We start from the raw sequence: 15942 nt of genomic DNA, 5'->3' as shown, positions 1-15942 counted from the left end.
CCCGTCGGCGCCGCGACGGCACGGGTGGGGTCTGTTCGTCGTAGCCCCGCAAGCCGACCGAGGCCCGCTGATCGAGGTCCCCCATCCCGCTGCGGTCGACAAACCGAGCTGTTGGGCGTGGACGTGTTCCGCTCTCTGTCGGGCTCGGCGCTGCTCGTGGCGGGCGCGCACCGTGAACCGGCGGTTGCAAACCACCGAGGACCCGCCCGACGTAGGGTAAGCGCAAACCAGCCCCCGCCCTGTCGAGGCGATCGCCCCGCCGTCGGGTAGGCCACCCGCCACGACGACCGCCACGACCTCAGCGCCGGGCGCGGTGTGGCAGCGCGACCTCGGCCAGCCGAGAAGGCCGCACGACGGTCTCGCGGCCGGCGGAGCTTTGACCAAAGGTCGACCTCGGGCGCGGTGCGAGATCGAGCGGGTGCCGCGGAGCGAGTTGTCCGGTGCGTGAAGCACCGGCCCGGGGGCAGGCAGCTGCGCCGATCAAACCCCCGGCCGTGGAGCCGCCGCCGTCCCAGAGGCCCTGTGTTCATCGTGGGGCCCCGTTCAGATGCTGTGTCCTCGTCCAGGCGCCTATCGAGATGATCACTGGGTGTGTCACCGGAATGGAGCCTTCTCCGTAGTTTCTCGGCCCCTTTTGGGGGTGGGGCACTACTATCCGTACTCGCTCAAGGGGGTGGGGATGTACTGCCTCGGTGTTGACCTCGGGACGACGTCGGTTGCTGCCGCGATCGTGCGCGACCACCAGACGGAGATGGTCACGCTCGGGGATCACTCGGTGACCATCCCCGCCGTCGCGTATCTGCGGCCGGACGGTTTCTTGTTGACCGGCGACGCGGCGCAGCGGCGTGCGGTCTCTAGCCCGCACCAGGTGAGCCTGCATATCAAGCGCCGCCTGGGCGACCCCACCCCGGTGCTGCTGGGCGGCACCCCGCACACGGCGACGACGCTGCTGGCCGCCCTGCTGCGGGACGTGCTGACCAAGGTCACCGAGACCGAGGGCGCCAAACCCGACCGCGTGGTGCTCACCCACCCGGCTAACTGGGGTCCCTTTCGCCGCGCCCTGTTCGATGAAGTGCCCTCCCTGGTGGGGCTGGACCACCCGCCGACGGTCACCGAGCCAGCGGCCGCCGCCGCCCACTACGCCACCTCACACGAGCTGCGTGACGGCGAAACAATCGCGGTCTACGACCTTGGCGGCGGCACCTTCGACGCCACCGTGCTGCGCGCCCGCCACGGCGGGGTGGAGATCCTGGGAACACCGGAGGGGATCGAACACCTGGGCGGCGTGGACTTCGACGAAGCCGTCCTGGCCTACGTCAACTACGCCTCGGGCGGCGCGCTCGACGACCTCGATCCCCGCGACGCCCAGACCACCATCGCCATGGCCCGGCTGCGCCAGGACTGCATCCTGGCCAAAGAGGCCCTCTCCGTGGACATTGAAACCGTGGTCCCGGTGTTCCTGCCGCACCGGCACTTCGACGTCGAGCTGACCCGCGCCGTGTTCGAGGACATGGTCCGAGCACCCATCGAATCGACCATCGCCGCGCTGAGCCGCACCCTGCGCTCAGCCCACGTCGCCCCCGACGAGCTTTCCGCGGTGCTGCTGGTCGGCGGCTCGTCGCGGATCCCGTTGGTCGCGCAGATGGTCTCGACCGAGCTGGGGCGCCCGACTCTCGTCGACACCCACCCCAAGTACGGGGTGGCGCTCGGGGCAGCCACACTCGCGAGCCTGCCCGAGGCCCTCGATGGGGCGAGCGCCGTGCCCACCAGGACGGCCTCCACCGGCGCCCCACCGGTGCTGCCCACCGCCGCGGTACCGCCGGCCGCGCCGCACGGCGCCACCGGGCGCGGCGGCGCCCCGGCGCCCGCGCCCGAGTCCGCGGTGCCCTCGTCATCCCCGGGCGGGGGCCCCACGACCACCGGGCCTGTCCACCCCGCCAGCCCCAGATCGGTATCCGCCGATGCTGCGACCGCCGACCCGACCTCCGTGCCTCCCGGCTCCACCCCCCGGCGCCCGGACAGTGGCGGTGGTCCCGGTGGGCACGGCGGTCCCGGGGAGGGCGCCGAGGCCAGGGCCGCCGATGCCAGGGCCGCCGATGAACCTCCCGAGCAGACCCCACCGAGTACCTCGAGCACCGCCGACGGTGCCCGCGGCCAACATCGCCGCGCGCTGCGGTCGGTGGCCACACTCCTCGTGCTCACGCTGCTGGTCGGGCTGGCCTGGTACGGCTTCCAGGAGCTGACCGGTGCATGGAGCACCAGCCCACCTGCGGGCAGCAGCTCCCACCAAGCCCAGGCCGTGGAGGCGCCGCCGCCGACCCAGATCTACCGCAGTGTCCCCGTGCCGACCCTGGGCACCCCGATCCCGGACGGCCCCACCCCCGGCTACGCCGCAGTATCACCCAACGGGCGGCTGGTCTACATCGCCAACCGCGACGCCCGCGTGGTCACCCTGATCGACACCTCGATCAACCAAGTCACCGCGACCATCCCCATCCAAGCGGGGCCGCCGCAGTACCTCACCTTCGCTCCAGACGGGCGGCACGTCTACATCAGTGTCTTCGACACCGCCCGCACCATCGCCGCCGTCGCCGTCCTCGACACCACCACCAACGAGATCACCGCAACGGTCCCGGTCCGCAGCCGGCCCTTCGCCGCCGCCGTCACCCGGGACGGACGCTTCCTGTGGGTCCCCAACCACGACTCCGGCTCCCTGTCGGTGATCGACACCGCGACCAACATCATGGTCCGCGAGATCCCGGTCCCGCCCAACCCGCACTGGGTCGAGTTCTCCCCGGACGGCACCAAGGCCTACACCGCCAACCACGAGTCCGGGCTGGTGACGGCCATCGCCACAGCCACCTACCAGGTGCTCGCCGAGGTGCCGGTGGACCGCAGCCCACACAGCGTCGCGGTGCACCCCTCACGCCCGCTGAGGTTGGCCCCTGGCACCGGACACCTCGTCTGAGGTGGACCCGGTCCGCCAGGGAGGATGTCGTTCGTGCCTGCCCCTCACCCGCCGGAGTTCCGGCGTCGCGCCGTGGACCTTGCTCGCTTGGGCGAGCAGCCGGTCGCCGCGATCGCCAAGGACCTGGGGAATTTCGGAATCCTGTCTGCGGAACTGGATGGCCCAGGCCGATGCTGACGAGGGCAAGAACACGGCTCGGTTGAGCAGCGACGAGCGCGACGAGCTGGCCGAGCTGCGCAAGAAGGCCAAGCGCCTCGAGGTCGAGAACGAGATTCTCAAGCGTGCTGCCGCGTACTTCGCGCGGGAGAACGTCCTCCCAAAGTAGTCTTCCCGCTGGTCCACGAACTCGCCGACGACGGCTTCGACGTCGCGGTGACCTGTCGGGTGCTGAACGTCCGTCGCCAGGGCTACTACGAATGGCTCGCGGGCGCGAAGTCTGTCCGCGCGCAGGAGAACGAATTGCTCACCAAACACATCGAGAAGATCCACGAGGGGTCCCGCGGCACCTACGGCTGGCCCCGGGTCCACGCCGAGCTGACCCTCGGCCTGGGCCTGGCGGTCAACCACAAGCGCGTGGCGCGCCTGATGCGCGAGGCCGGCATCCAGGGCCTCTACCGGCGCCGACGCCACGGCTGCACCGTCCGCGACCCTGCCGCCGACCCCCACCCCGACCTGGTCGACCGCCGGTTCACCGTCGACGCACCAGATCGTTTATGGGTCACCGACATCACCGAACACGGCACCGACGAGGGCAAGCTGTACTGCGCGGCGGTCCTCGACGCCTACTCGCGACGAATCATCGGATGGTCGATCGACGACAACATGCGCACCGCCCTGGTCACCGATGCCCTAGGGATGGCCATCACCCGACGCCGACCCGAGAGCGGCTCGACGATCCTGCACTCCGACCACGGCTCGCAATACACGTCGTGGGCGTTCGGGCAACGTTTGCGTGCTGCCGGACTGCTCGGATCGATGGGGTCGATCGGGGACTGCTACGACAACTCGATGATGGAGTCGTTCTGGGGGACGATGCAACTCGAACTACTCGACTCGAGGAGCTGGACGACCCGCGCCGAGCTTGCCAACGCGATATTCGAATGGATAGAGTGCTGGTACAACCCCAAGCGGCGTCATTCCAGCATTGAGATGCTCAGCCCGGTGGCCTACGAGGCCCGCCACACCGCCGCGCACCAAGATCACTGACCCCACACCGTCGGTGTCCGGTGCCAGGGGCCAACCTCACGCTGCTCGCCAACGTCAACTACGACTCCGACACCGTCACCATGATCGACACCAACACGAACTCCCTCGTAGCGCGCATCCCCGTCGGTCGCTACCCCCAGGAAATCACCTGGGCGCCCGACGGGCGGTTCGTCTACGTCGCCAACAACACCGCCAACACCGTCTCGGTCATCGACGCCCAGAGCATGCGAGTCACCGCCACCCTGCCCACACCACCAGGCCCGACCGCGATAGCCGTCACCCCCGACGGCCGGACCGGCTACGTCACCTGCACCACTGGCGGCGTCGTGGCCGTCTTGAACCTGTCGGCCTGACTGCCTGCCTGTTCGACGCCGTGCCGAATACGGACCACCGCACCTCGTCGATTGCCGCGGCCCACTGCGTCGTCGGCGGCCATTGACCCACAAACTGGCACTTCGAATCGACCAAGCGCAACGACCATTGAGCGGTGATCATCACGATTCCGTTCCAGCTCGGGCGACCCCCAAGCGTAGCGCTTCGCGCGCCACGACGTCGGCGTACCGCACCCGCGCTGCCTCGTCGGTGCTAACCCGGCTCGGTTCGGCGATCAACGCGCTCGAGGACGCGGGCGAGGGGTCGCGCGCGGTCACCTGACCAGCGACGATGCCGGTTGTAGACGGTCTTCCAGTGCCCGTAGGAGGCGGGCAGGTCCCGCCACGGACACCCGGTGCGCGTCCGCCACAACACCCCGTTGACCACCGACCGATGATCGGCCCACCGACCACCCCGACGCGGTGTCGTGTCCGGCAGCAACGGCTCCACCCGGGCCCACTGCTCGTCGCTCAGATCATGCCGATCATGCACCCCCGCTCAGCACCGAGCGTCCCGAGCGGTGGCCCGCCTGGTTGTCCGCGGGCAGCTGGCGCAGCGCGGAGCGGATGAGGGCGATGTGGTCGGCGGCGGTGTTCGAGCCGGCGTTGCCGCGGCGCAGCAGCATCCCGACCGGCTCACCGGTGCCGTCCTGGCCGTGGTCGACGAACGCGGTCAACGGATGATGGCCATAGCCGCGCTTGAACGTCGGCCCCGCCGCCTCCTTCTCCGAGTGCGCGGTCACCAGGGTCGCGTCGACGTCGACGACCAGCGGACGCCGATGATCGGCGTCGTGGTCCGGCGCGGCCGCCCCGGCCCGGCGCCACACCATGCGTCGGGCCGCGGCGCGGGCGGCATCGATCGCGGCCACCGCCCGGTCGGCGTCGCCGGCCAGCGAGCTGATCAGCCGGGAGATCGTCGGGTCCGACGCGACCTGCCCGAAGACCTCGGGGGTGGCGCGTAGCACCGCGACGTCGGCCAGACAGTCCCCGCCCAGCGCGAGCGAGACCGCCACATCGAGCAGGATCTTCGATGGGTCGTGGATCGCTGTCGGCTTGCGCCAGGGCTCGAGTGCCGCCGAGAGCGCCCGGTCCAACCCGGCGGCGCGCACGGTGTCGACCAGCAGCACCGCACCGGCATGGGACACCACGCCCGAACCGGCGCCGTCGGTGCGAACACGTGGATACAGCCCCGTAGACTCCCGCACCAGAAAGGTGCTCCTCCCGCGCGACGACTTGGTCCTCAGCAAGCCAGATCATCGCAGGTCAGGAGCACCTTTCGTCATTCAGACTCCGGCGTCAGAGCCGGTCCGGTGAAAGGCCTGGACTAGATGAACTTTTCTAGGTCATACGGGGCTCTGGGGCGTCGGCCGGGGAGCGGGCCTGCCGCTGGCTTCGCTGGTGAGTGAGCTCGAAACTGATCATCGTGTCGCGGTCGACCCGACGCAGGTGCGACTCGAGCCACCAGCAGCAGGAACGCCGGCAGCTGATGGCGACTTGCAGGCCTCCAACCAGCTGTGGGTCACGACCTAACCTTCGTCGCGACGTGGGCCGAGTACGTGAGCTTCGTCGTCGACGCGTTTCTCACGGATGATCGTCGGCTGCGCGTCGCCGGCCACATGAGCACCACCACGGTCCTCGACGCGCCAGATAAGGCCCGACTGGTTGCGCGGGCACCCGCCTCGGGGCGCGCTGTCACGGCGACGGCGGGGCTGAGAGCACCGAGTCGGTGATCTCGGAGATGGTGTCGTGGAAGAGCTCGCTGCCCGGACAGCCAACCGTGCGCGCGCCCCGCTTCCCGGCTACGAAGGCGCGTCCGACATCCTCGGTCGAACCAGGGCGGTCACCGAGGGGGGCCACGATCGATGACACCGGGTCAAGCAATGCCGCCGGAACGACGCACGGAGAGACACGTGAGGGTCGTCCCGGGTCGATTGGGCGGCGAGATGGGATTGCTGTGCGCTCTCTGCCCCATGACCGTGCGGTGATCGGGGCGGTCACCGTGAGCGGCGGCAGCGGCCTCGGACCGGACGGACACCACCGGCCGTCGGCGATGGCCCACCCGGGGTGGTCTCCCGTCCCGGCCGAGCGCTTGCGCCCGTTGACCGCCCGCCAAGCGCCCCCCTCGCCCGAAACAAGACTATGGCCGGATACACCTCGGGCGCCGGATGCACCTCGGGCGCCGGATGCACCTCGGGCGCCGGATGCACCTCGATCGATCGAAACAAGACGGTCGCCGGAAACAACTCAGCCGTCCGGCGTAACGCCAGCGGCGCCGGAGACGACAACTCTGGGAGGGGACGAACTTCGGAACTTGGCGGCTGCCGCCAGCCGCGGGGATCGGCCAGCATTGGAGCGGGTGCTAGCCATTATTCGTCCCTTGATCGTGCGCTACTGCCGCGCGCGGGTCGGTACCCAGGAACGCTCATTCGCTGCGGCGGACGACGTGGCTCAGGAGGTGTGTCTTGCCGTGCTGACGGCGCTGCCCAGCTATCGGGATCAGGACCGGCCGTTTGTCACGTTTGTGTACGGGATTGCCCGGCACAAGGTTGCCGACGCCCACCGGGCCGCGGCGCGGCATCGGTGCGACCCGGTTGCGGAGCTGCCCGAGGGACTCGACCCGCACGACGGGCCGGAGCAGCAAGCGATCAACGGGATGATGTCCGCGCGGATGGGTCAGTTGCTCAACGTCCTCTCCGCGCCTCAACGGGAAGTGCTCGTGCTGCGGGTCGTGGTCGGGCTGTCCACCCAAGAGACCGCGGATGCGGTCGGGTCCACTCCCGGCGCCGTGCGGGTGGCCCAGCACCGCGCCCTGGCCAAGCTGCGGGCCACTCTGGCCGCGCTCGACCAAGCAGGAGGTGAACTCAATGGTTAGTCACCGGTTCGGGGCCCGCCCACCCCAGGAGGACCCGGACCACAATGCGGTCGAGCTGGCCGCGGTGCGCGCGGACGACGCCTTGATCAACGCGATCGGAGGTGCGGAGCGCGACGCGGACCTGGACCTGGACCTGGAGCCCGACGAGGTGGTGCGGCTCGAGGCGGTGCTGCGGACCTGGCGCCAGGACGTCGATGCTCAGCCGCTGCCCGAGCTGGTCGACCTTGAGCAGGCGGCGGAGGTGGTGGCCGCCAGCGGCCGGGACCAGAGTCCGGTGCGGCGACGTAGGGGTCTGGCCCTAGTGATCGCTGCGGCCGCGCTCGTCGTCGCGGTGGCCGCTCTGGGATTCGCTGTCCACGCCGCCACCCCCGGGGACCCGCTGTGGGGGATCTCGGAAGTTGTGTTCTCCCAGCACGCCGCCTCGGTGCAGAAGGCCGAGCAGGCCGCCACCCAGCTCGACCAGGCCAACGCCGCCCTCGCCGCTGGCCAACCGAGCCAGGCGCAGACCATGCTCTCGCAGGCCGGGGCCCAGCTGCCCGAGATCCGTGACCAGGACGGCGCCGCCGACCTCCAAGCGCGCCACGCCCAACTCGCCGCCCAACTCCGCGGCGGCCCACCCCACCCCGCGCCCGCAGCCACGCCGAATGGGCTCGCGGGCCACCCATCAAACAAGACCGCGGGCTCCTCCACCCCCTCCCGGACCACCTCGGCACCGAGCCCGCAGCACGGACATCCGGCGACTCGCCCCACCCCTGCCACGACGTCAACCACCACGACGTCGACCACGACGGCACCACCCACCCCCTGCCGGAGTCACGGACCCACCGCCACTAGGCCAGCCACCGCCAGGTGCACCCCGTAGTCCGGATCTTTCGTGAGGACTGTCTCTGTTGCTCCTCGTCAACCGGCGCGGCGAAATGATCGTTGGAGAGGTCGGGGCTGTCCGATGGGCGCTGATCTGGCGTTGATGGTCGGTTGGTGGTTGTCGAGACGATACGGTCGACGAAGGTGATCGCGAAGGCGTTGAGCGCCGCTTCCACCTAGAGCCGAGGAACTGGCTGTCGCTGCTCGCGGAGTGCCTCGAGACCCTCGGCGGGGTTCCAAGTGTTGCTGACCGACCGCGGGCGTGGTCAAGAGGCTCTTCGTTAATTGAGCGTGGTGGACTGATCACGACACGATCTTCACCTTTGGTCTGATCAGGGGCCTGGGCTTCACTCGGCCTGGATCGCGGCCCAGGAGCTGCGGCTGCTCTACCGCCTCCGTGACCCGCCGACCACGCAGAGGCCCCGGCACGCTCCCGGGGGAGGAGAGCGCACCGGGGCCAACCGGGCCGCCAGCTGGGGGGCTAGCTCCGGCCCGACAACTCGACACTCCCACCCGCAGGAACGAGATAGAAGCGACGCCGAAAATAGTTCCCGAGGTTGGGAAGGATGGCCCTGGCGCCTCACCCATGCGTCGCGATTCTGCGAGTGCCGCCGGTTGGGTCCCGCTCCCCCACAACATCATCCGGTTGGTGAGGGCGGCCCCGGCGTGCCCCCTATCGGCGGAACGCCGCGCCAGGGCCCGGTCCCGGACGCTATTCGCGCTGCCCCCGAGCGGGACCAGGGGTCTTCCGGCTCTTCCGGAAATGGAGTGCAGCTGAGGTGTGACCGGGTCAGGAGGTGGGGTCGTGTCGCTGCGATAGGGCGGGCCCCGGGCGGATGACGATGCAGGTTCTCACGCCATGCGCCGTCAGCACCCGGGAGCCCTGCAGTGGAGCTTACGTCCGCGCCTGCCCAGATCGTGGCCGACACGATTGTCCGCACGGTCGAGCTCGGGGTGCGGATCACCGACGCTCCGATCGCCGGGGAGACGACGCTGCTGTGGTGCGAGCTGCTCACCGACGGCCCGGGTTCCTGTCCGGGCTGCGGGGTGGTCGGGGTCTACCGCGATGTCGTCGAGCGCCGGGTCAGCGACGTGCCGGTCGTGGGGCATCCCCTCGAGCTGCGGGTCCGGCTGCCGCGCTACCGCTGTGTCCACGACGGCTGCCCCCGCGAGGTGTTCTGCCACGACAGCAGCCGGCTGGCCCGACCGGGGTGGTCGACCACGCGGCGCTGCGCGCTGTACATCCTGCGGCGGCTGGCGATTGACAAGGCCACCGTCTCCGCGGTGGCCCGCGAACTCGGACGCAGCTGGGACACCGTCAACGCCATCGCCGTCGCCGCCACCGGCGAGCTGCTGCTCTCCGTCGGTCCCGCCCGGTTGGACGGGGTGCGGGTGCTCGGGGTCGATGAGCACCGGTGGTCCCATGTGCCCGGCGCCGACGCCGACGGGTTCGTCACCGTGATCACCGACCTCACCCCGGTCCTCGCAGGTCACGGCCCCGCGCGGCTGCTCGACATGGTGCCCGGACGCTCCGCGGCAGCAATGGCCGGCTGGCTGGCCGCCCGCGAGCAGAGCTTCCGGGATCGGGTCGAGATCGTGGCGATGGACGGGTTCGGCGGCTACAAGGCCGCCGCGGTCGAGGCGCTGCCCGACGCGGTCACCGTCATGGATCTGTTCCACGTCGTCGCCGTGGGCCGCGAGGCGCCATGTGTGCAGGTGGGGTGCAAGGACCCACCGCCGGTCTGTCGCAGCAGGTCGGTGTAGCTGAGGGCAGTCCGTGGCTGGAGGTGCAGCAACGGGCGGGAAGCAGCCCTGACAACGACGGGACGGGTCGGCACCACCATACGGCCCGGGTCCGGCAAGCGAGGCGGAGAGGCGTAACGCGAGTGAACCAGTGGTTGAACCCCCTCAAGCGTGGAACCGGCTCCAACCTGGTGGATATGGGCCGGGCAGCAGCAGGCGCGGACCGATTGATGGGAATGCGCGAACCCGAGGCGGCCGGCAACGTCGTTTCGGGGGGTCACGGGGAATGTCTGCGGCGTACCCGTGGCGGGGCTGCCAGACCAGGCGCCTCCGGTAAGTGTATAGTCCAACAGTGAGTAAGTTCGCACCCTCCGCTTCACAGAGGTCAGAACCCTTGGGCGGCTTAATGCAAACCCTTAGCGCCAAGCTGCGGGTCCGGTTGCCGCGCTGTCAGTGTGCCCGCGCCGGTTGTGCGACCGCATGGGCTTCTCATGATCCGTAGCTACCTCGCAGCGACCGACGCTCATCAGCGGATGCTGGCCAGCTGGCCTCACTGGTCCAGCGCTGCCACATCCCACCTCTCCATTGACTGTACAACGTGAGCAGCGCTGAAACACCGTCTGCTCCGGGTGGCATAACCAGCTTGAGTAGCAGATCTGCACCCGACCTCATCTCGAATTGATCATCGTATTCAACAATGATGCATTGTTCACCGCCCGTGAACAACGTTACCCGCGCAACTAGGGCAGCCTTCACGAAGTACTCGCCATGGCCACTAATCAAGCGAACGTGAAAAACGACATGCACATCGTCCGGACACGATACGCGAGTGACCTCGAAGACAGGATCGAATGAATTCTGATGGGATTGTGCCTCAATCAACAGAGACTCTTGACTGAGTCGGTTGGCTTCCCTTGCTTCTGCCGCTCCCCACCGCCCCGACCTAGCCTGGTCCCTAGTTGCCTGCATTGCCCTAAGGGAAATCCATCCAGCAGCGCAAGCGACAACTAAGCCAGCCACAGTACCTGCAGCTGAGACCCAATCGGCGGTCAGCACCCTATGCCCTCTCCACAATTATGGCACTGCCATGTTTGAGTGCTTGCTGCCGACCACCACCATTGCCCATACGTTGAGCCGCAGGTATGGCAGCTACCTGGCTGTAATCCCGAGCCACTGCAAGCAGAACAAAGGAACGCCGATCCAGGTGTTACCAATTGATGAGACCTTATCGAGCGCATGTAGGTCCGTACTTCGTGCGACGTCAGAATATGCCTGCGGCCACGGCATTGAAAGCACTGTTGAAGGATCTGCGCACCGTTCCGACTCCCGGTAGTCCAGCTACCCTCAATTATGACCGGCTGAGAGGTCGACCGCAGTTCTAGCGAGCTATTCGGCGGCGGGTTCTCAAAGCGACTTTGGTACCAGCACAACAAGACAACTACGATCGCGCCGAGAACGATGAGCACAAGCATCCGAGATGACCCCCAGGGGCGTGCACTGAGTCGGGCATCAGTCAAAGACTGGAACCACTGCGGCAATGTGATTCGCGGCATCCAAAGGCGCGTAGTCCTACAGCCTCCAGCTGCCTGGTCGCCACCGCCGAGCGTTTCGATCTCCGGTGTTGGGAGCACGAGTCTTTTCGTCCGGCTCCTGGAACTGATAGCCGTAACGCTAGGACGTGAACTGTTTGGTCACTGCGTGCTCAGCCCGGCGTATAGGGACCGGCCGGAGGAGTGGGATCGAAGCGGCCGGGATCGGAACCGCCGTCAATCTGCCCGGCAAACCCACCGTCGGAGCTGCTCGAGCTACCGGCACTGTCGCCTGAGTCGCTTGCAGCGTCAGACCCGGACGCACCATCGGCGCGTACGTAGCTGAAGTACCCCTCGCGCGGGTCGTTCATCGAAAGCACTTCGATCCCGCTGGCGTTGGTGTATTCGAAAGTGCCGGTGCGGCGCGGTCCGCCGCTGGTCGGCACGAACGTCCAGGAACCGCGCGGAGTTACTTGCAGCACGCCTTGCTCGAAAATCCTACCGGTGCTCGTGCGGGCACGCTGATAGGTCCCGTCGGAGCCGATTGCAAGCAGGTACCCCGAAGCGTCGCCCGGGCCGCCGGACCACAGGCCAGCGAGCGCTCGGGGGACGCTGCCGACGACGGGCCGGGGCGTCGTGGTGGTTTGCCGGGCCGGTGCCGATGGGGGCGGCGGAGCGGGGTTGATCTGGGGCGTGCCGCCCGGGATGGGCGTGGTATTTCCGCCGGAAATTACGGATTCGTCGGTCGGGCCGCACGCGGAAATAGCCAGCCCTCCTGCGAGGATGACGCCCAGGAGCGGCAGCACTTTGCCAGCTTGCGATTCGCGACGGCGGGCGGGCTCCGGGGTCTCAGGAGCAGCGCACTTCTGCGTCAGTGGGTTCGGCATGGGGAGCAGCGCCTCTCTCGCCCGCATCGCGGGAGTCGCGACGGGGCATCAACCTTGGACCACGTCCCGGGATGACGTTGTCCAGAGCGGCACGGCGCCGCTCATGACACCGACGTTATGGCGGCGAGATTGACCCGCGTACCCGGCGAACCCCTAGCATCGCCAGCGCTTGGGCCGCACGGCCCGCATCGCTAGGCCGTCCGCGCGACCTCCGTTGGAGTGCTCGGTGGCCGCGGGGTGGGTACGACCGATTCCGAAGCAGCCAGCGTGGGGGTGGCCGCGACGTGGGCGGCCAGAGCGGCGCGGGAGCGCACCCCAAGCTTCGCGTACACCCGCGTGAGGTGGTACTCGACCGTCTTGGGGCTGCAAAATAGCCGGGCAGCAGCTTCGCGAGTCGTGGCCCCAGCCACGATCTCGTGCACGACTCGCAACTCTTGGTGGCTCAAACTCGGCCCGGTCGCCGCGGTCGGTCTGCGACGCTCGTGCAGGCCGGCCTCGGCGGTGGCAAGCCAGCCCGCCGCACCAAGCCGGCTGAATGTCGAGGCGGCTTCGCCGAGCATGTCGCGGGAGGCGCCTGGGCGCCGCCGCCGGCGCAGCGCTGTGCCGGCCACCAGGCGGGCCCGGGCCTCCTCCAGCGGAGTGAGGCGCAGGGCCCCGTCGTCGATAGCCGCCACGAGCTCGTCGACGTGCTCCTCGCCATGCACAAGTACCCGGCAGCGGGCAGCCACCGCGCAGTGCCAGGGATCGGGGTCGGGCGGCATGCCGTCGAGCCACCGCACCAGCAGCTCGCCGGCCTCGCTGAATCGGCCGCTTCGGACGAGGGCCTCGATCGTGTCGGGTTGCAGCGAGATTGCCCTGACGCCGGCGAAACCGATCGAGTGCGCGTATTCCGCCATGGGAAGGAGGACTGCCACCGCCTCCTCGACCCGACCGGTGCCGAGAAGCATCTGGCCTTTCGCGTGGGCCGCCCACACCGCCGGCCCCGGCTCGTGCAGCCGCGCTCCCAGCTCAGCAGCCGCTTCGCCGTGGGCGCGGCAGCTCTCCTCGTCGCCCATCGCCGCATAGATGCGAGAGACGAAGACGTGGGTCCAGCCGGTGAGCACGTGGCTGCCAACCTCCCTGCTGAGCTCAATGGCCCGGTCGGCCGCGCTGATTCCACCCGGAAAGTCGCCGGACCAGCCGGCCAGCTCGGTGCGGGCCATGAGGAGGTAGGCGACACTGGAGGGCCGGGCCCGAGCAGCGGAGAGCCACAGGGTGAGCAGCTCGTCGGCGAGGTCCAGCGCAGAGGTCCAGGTCAGCATCTGCACCGGCGAGCCCCACAGGTCGTCGACCATATCGACCAGCCCCCGCGTCACGGCGGAGGCCACTGGCTCGGCGCCGTGAGCGACGGCGAGCAGCCGGCGGACCCGGTCAACGATGTCGCGCACCACTGAGGAGCGATGCGCCCCCACGACCAGGTCAGACTCAGCCACAAGGCTCAGGGTGGGTAGCAGCTGCAGCGTCTCCGCCACGTCGTTGGGAACCTCATCCGGAAGGCCCGGGCCGCGGGCCGCTTCGATGGTGAACAGGGACGCCCGTTCGCCGTGGGCTGCTCGAGCGAGATCGCCGAAGCGCCGCAGCTCGGCGCAGTTGCGAGCCCGCAGGGCGGCGACGGCGAGCGTCGCGGCCTTCTGCCGTGGGGGCAGGTCGTCCGGGATGTGGGTGGCGACCGGCTGGCTATCCAATGGGGTATCCCAGAGCATGAGCCGAGCCAGGTGATGAAAGGCGTCGGCCCTGGTGGCTGGCTCCAGCCCCTCGCGGTCGAGCAGGGCCTCGAGATGGGCGCGCGCTTCGGCGTGGTGGCCAGCGGCGACGAGAGCGCGAGCCCCCTCCAGCCGCCGCCGGTCCCGCGCCGAACCCGACGGGCTGAGGGCGACGGCCAGGGTCCGCAACCCGACCCCGGCGGCAGCACCGACGCGCCGGTCGGAGGCCACGGCCGCCTCCTCGAGTGCACTGGCCGCGTCCTCGTCGGTGCCCAAGACTGACAACCCGCGATGCCATGCATGCCGCTGCAGGTCGCGGCCCGCCGCAGCCTCTGCCAGGGCGCCATGGGCTTGACGAACCTCGGCCGGGCCGGCCACCTCGAGAGCCGCCGCGCGGTAGAGCGGGTGCACGAACTCCAAGGCACCCGACGAAGCCCGTACCAGTCCGGCCTCCTCGGCGGGCAGCAGATCGGTCAGGTCCCGATGCTGTCGAGCTAGCGCGGCGGGAGCAAGCTCGCCGGCCGCTGAGCCGGCAGCCGCCACGACGGCGAGCGCCGAGCGAGCTCGCTCGGGGAGGGCCCGGACGAGGCCCGCGAAAGAGCGGTGCGCCACCCCCTCGAGTGGGAGGGTCAGCGGTAGCGGGGCCTGCCCGGTCAGCGCCTCTGCACTCAAGCGACGGGCCAGATGGTTGACCGCGAGCGGGTTGCCGGAGGTCTCCTCCCGCACGCGGGCAACGACGGAGGCGGCAGGTCGCATGCCCGAGACCTCGGCCAGGAGGGCGGCGACCTCGTCCTCTTCCAGCCCCTCGAGCGAGACGACCCTCCACGGCCCGTCGATCCGTTCCGGTTCCGTGTTGCGCCGACACATGACCACGGCAACACGGTCGGCGAGCAGGCGGCGGATAGCGAAGGCCAGAGCCCGAGCGGATGGCGGGTCCGTCCAGTGCGCATCGTCGATGACGAGCAGCACGGGTTCGTCCTCAGCTGCGGCGGCCAACAACGCCAGGGTGGCGGCGGCGAGCAGGAGCCGGTCGGTCGAAGCCTCGCCCCAACCGCCGCCGGCGGCGTCGAGGACATTGCGGTGTTCCGAGGCCAGGCATGACACCCAAGGGCGCAGCGGTCGGAGGACGTCGAGCATGACAGCAAGAGGGAGGTCGGACTCGCCCTCGACGGGCCTGGCCGTGACAAGACAGAAGCCACGATCAGACGCCTGGGCGAGGAGCCACTCCACCAGCAACGTCTTTCCCGAGCCGGCCTCACCGACCAGCGAGACTGCCGCCGTCCGTCCGCCAGCCGCGGAATCCAGCGCCTCCAGCAGCACCTGCCGGGCTGGGGCGCGACCGACGACGGGAGATTCCGCATCGCGGCTGGTCTTGCCGAACGCTCCTTCACCCGCATGAGCCAGGTCGATGGTGTCGGCCCCCGGCCCCTCCTCGGTGGAGTCTCCCCCTATGGACCGCCACATGTGACCCCCCGGTCGTCGTCTTCCGCGGCGGAACGTACCGAGTGCGCTTTCGACCAGCGCCAGTTGGATCGGTCACTCCTCCGTTCGGAGGGAACGTTCCCCCGGGGCACCGAAAGTTCTCAGCTTCGCCCGCTGCTATCTCGATAGCTAGCCGGGCTGCGCCCGATGCCCGGAGGCGTGGGTTGGTGGTCGGTCGGGGTGCGGGGGCTCCGGTCGGCGGGATCTAGACCGTGACCGGCGGGCCGGTCCGGTGTATGAACCGCCTCGAGCGGTTGGTGGGCCTGCTGGCCGCCCGT

The 15942-nt window shown here is 69.3% G+C and carries 7 protein-coding genes and 3 pseudogenes; 6 read left to right on the top strand and 4 right to left on the bottom strand.

Annotated elements, in window-relative coordinates; translation table 11 throughout:
* Positions 1 to 679 precede the first annotated feature (679 nt).
* The 3 genes and pseudogenes from C8D89_RS27610 (at position 680) to C8D89_RS27600 (ending at position 4527) form a co-directional block, all read left to right on the top strand.
* Entirely contained in the window at positions 680 to 2968 is a 2289-nt protein-coding gene (locus tag C8D89_RS27610) for an Hsp70 family protein (RefSeq protein WP_243418436.1), read from the top strand.
* A 33-nt stretch (positions 2969 to 3001) separates the two neighbouring features.
* Positions 3002 to 4174, top strand: a pseudogene (locus C8D89_RS27605) (IS3 family transposase).
* Positions 4175 to 4194: 20 nt separating this feature from the next.
* Positions 4195 to 4527, top strand: coding sequence for a YncE family protein (locus C8D89_RS27600; RefSeq protein ID WP_116711357.1), 333 nt, complete (start codon positions 4195 to 4197; stop codon positions 4525 to 4527).
* Positions 4528 to 4819: 292 nt separating this feature from the next.
* Here the strand turns inward: C8D89_RS27600 and C8D89_RS27595 are convergent.
* A pseudogene (locus C8D89_RS27595) lies at positions 4820 to 5038 on the bottom strand (transposase); the annotation flags it as partial.
* 22 nt (positions 5039 to 5060) lie between these two features.
* Positions 5061 to 5750: pseudogene (locus C8D89_RS27590) on the bottom strand (transposase); the annotation flags it as partial.
* Between the two features lie 1082 nt (positions 5751 to 6832).
* On the opposite strand from C8D89_RS27590, the gene shbA reads away from it, so the two are divergent.
* The 3 genes from shbA to C8D89_RS27570 all read left to right on the top strand — a co-directional run bounded on the left by shbA (position 6833) and on the right by C8D89_RS27570 (position 10045).
* Complete coding sequence (gene shbA / locus C8D89_RS27580) at positions 6833 to 7417, top strand: RNA polymerase sigma factor ShbA (RefSeq protein ID WP_243418435.1); 585 nt, start codon at positions 6833 to 6835, stop codon at positions 7415 to 7417.
* Positions 7410 to 8279, top strand: coding sequence for a hypothetical protein (locus tag C8D89_RS27575; RefSeq protein WP_116711353.1), 870 nt, complete (start codon positions 7410 to 7412; stop codon positions 8277 to 8279). The genes shbA and C8D89_RS27575 overlap by 8 nt, the downstream gene beginning before the upstream one ends.
* 920 nt (positions 8280 to 9199) lie before the next feature.
* A complete protein-coding gene (locus tag C8D89_RS27570; protein WP_165825973.1) occupies positions 9200 to 10045 on the top strand; it encodes a transposase in 846 nt (281 codons plus the stop codon).
* A gap of 1681 nt (positions 10046 to 11726) precedes the next feature.
* Here the strand turns inward: C8D89_RS27570 and C8D89_RS28870 are convergent.
* Both C8D89_RS28870 and C8D89_RS27565 read right to left on the bottom strand, forming a co-directional pair.
* Entirely contained in the window at positions 11727 to 12359 is a 633-nt protein-coding gene (locus C8D89_RS28870) for a hypothetical protein (protein WP_133252091.1), read from the bottom strand.
* A 272-nt stretch (positions 12360 to 12631) separates the two neighbouring features.
* Complete coding sequence (locus C8D89_RS27565) at positions 12632 to 15646, bottom strand: BREX system ATP-binding domain-containing protein (RefSeq protein ID WP_116711351.1); 3015 nt, start codon at positions 15644 to 15646, stop codon at positions 12632 to 12634.
* Positions 15647 to 15942 lie beyond the last annotated feature (296 nt).

Origin of the sequence: Actinomycetospora cinnamomea, assembly GCF_003096675.1 — a bacterium.
GTDB lineage: Bacteria > Actinomycetota > Actinomycetes > Mycobacteriales > Pseudonocardiaceae > Actinomycetospora > Actinomycetospora cinnamomea.
This window is presented reverse-complemented; position numbering and strand designations above follow the sequence as displayed.

Coding starts and splice junctions, on each gene's coding strand:
- C8D89_RS27565 (WP_116711351.1), bottom strand. CDS start 15,646: ATGTGGCGGTCCATAGGGGGAGACTCCACCGAGGAGGGGCCGGGGGCC.
- C8D89_RS27575 (WP_116711353.1), top strand. CDS start 7,410: ATGGTTAGTCACCGGTTCGGGGCCCGCCCACCCCAGGAGGACCCGGAC.
- C8D89_RS27610 (WP_243418436.1), top strand. CDS start 680: ATGTACTGCCTCGGTGTTGACCTCGGGACGACGTCGGTTGCTGCCGCG.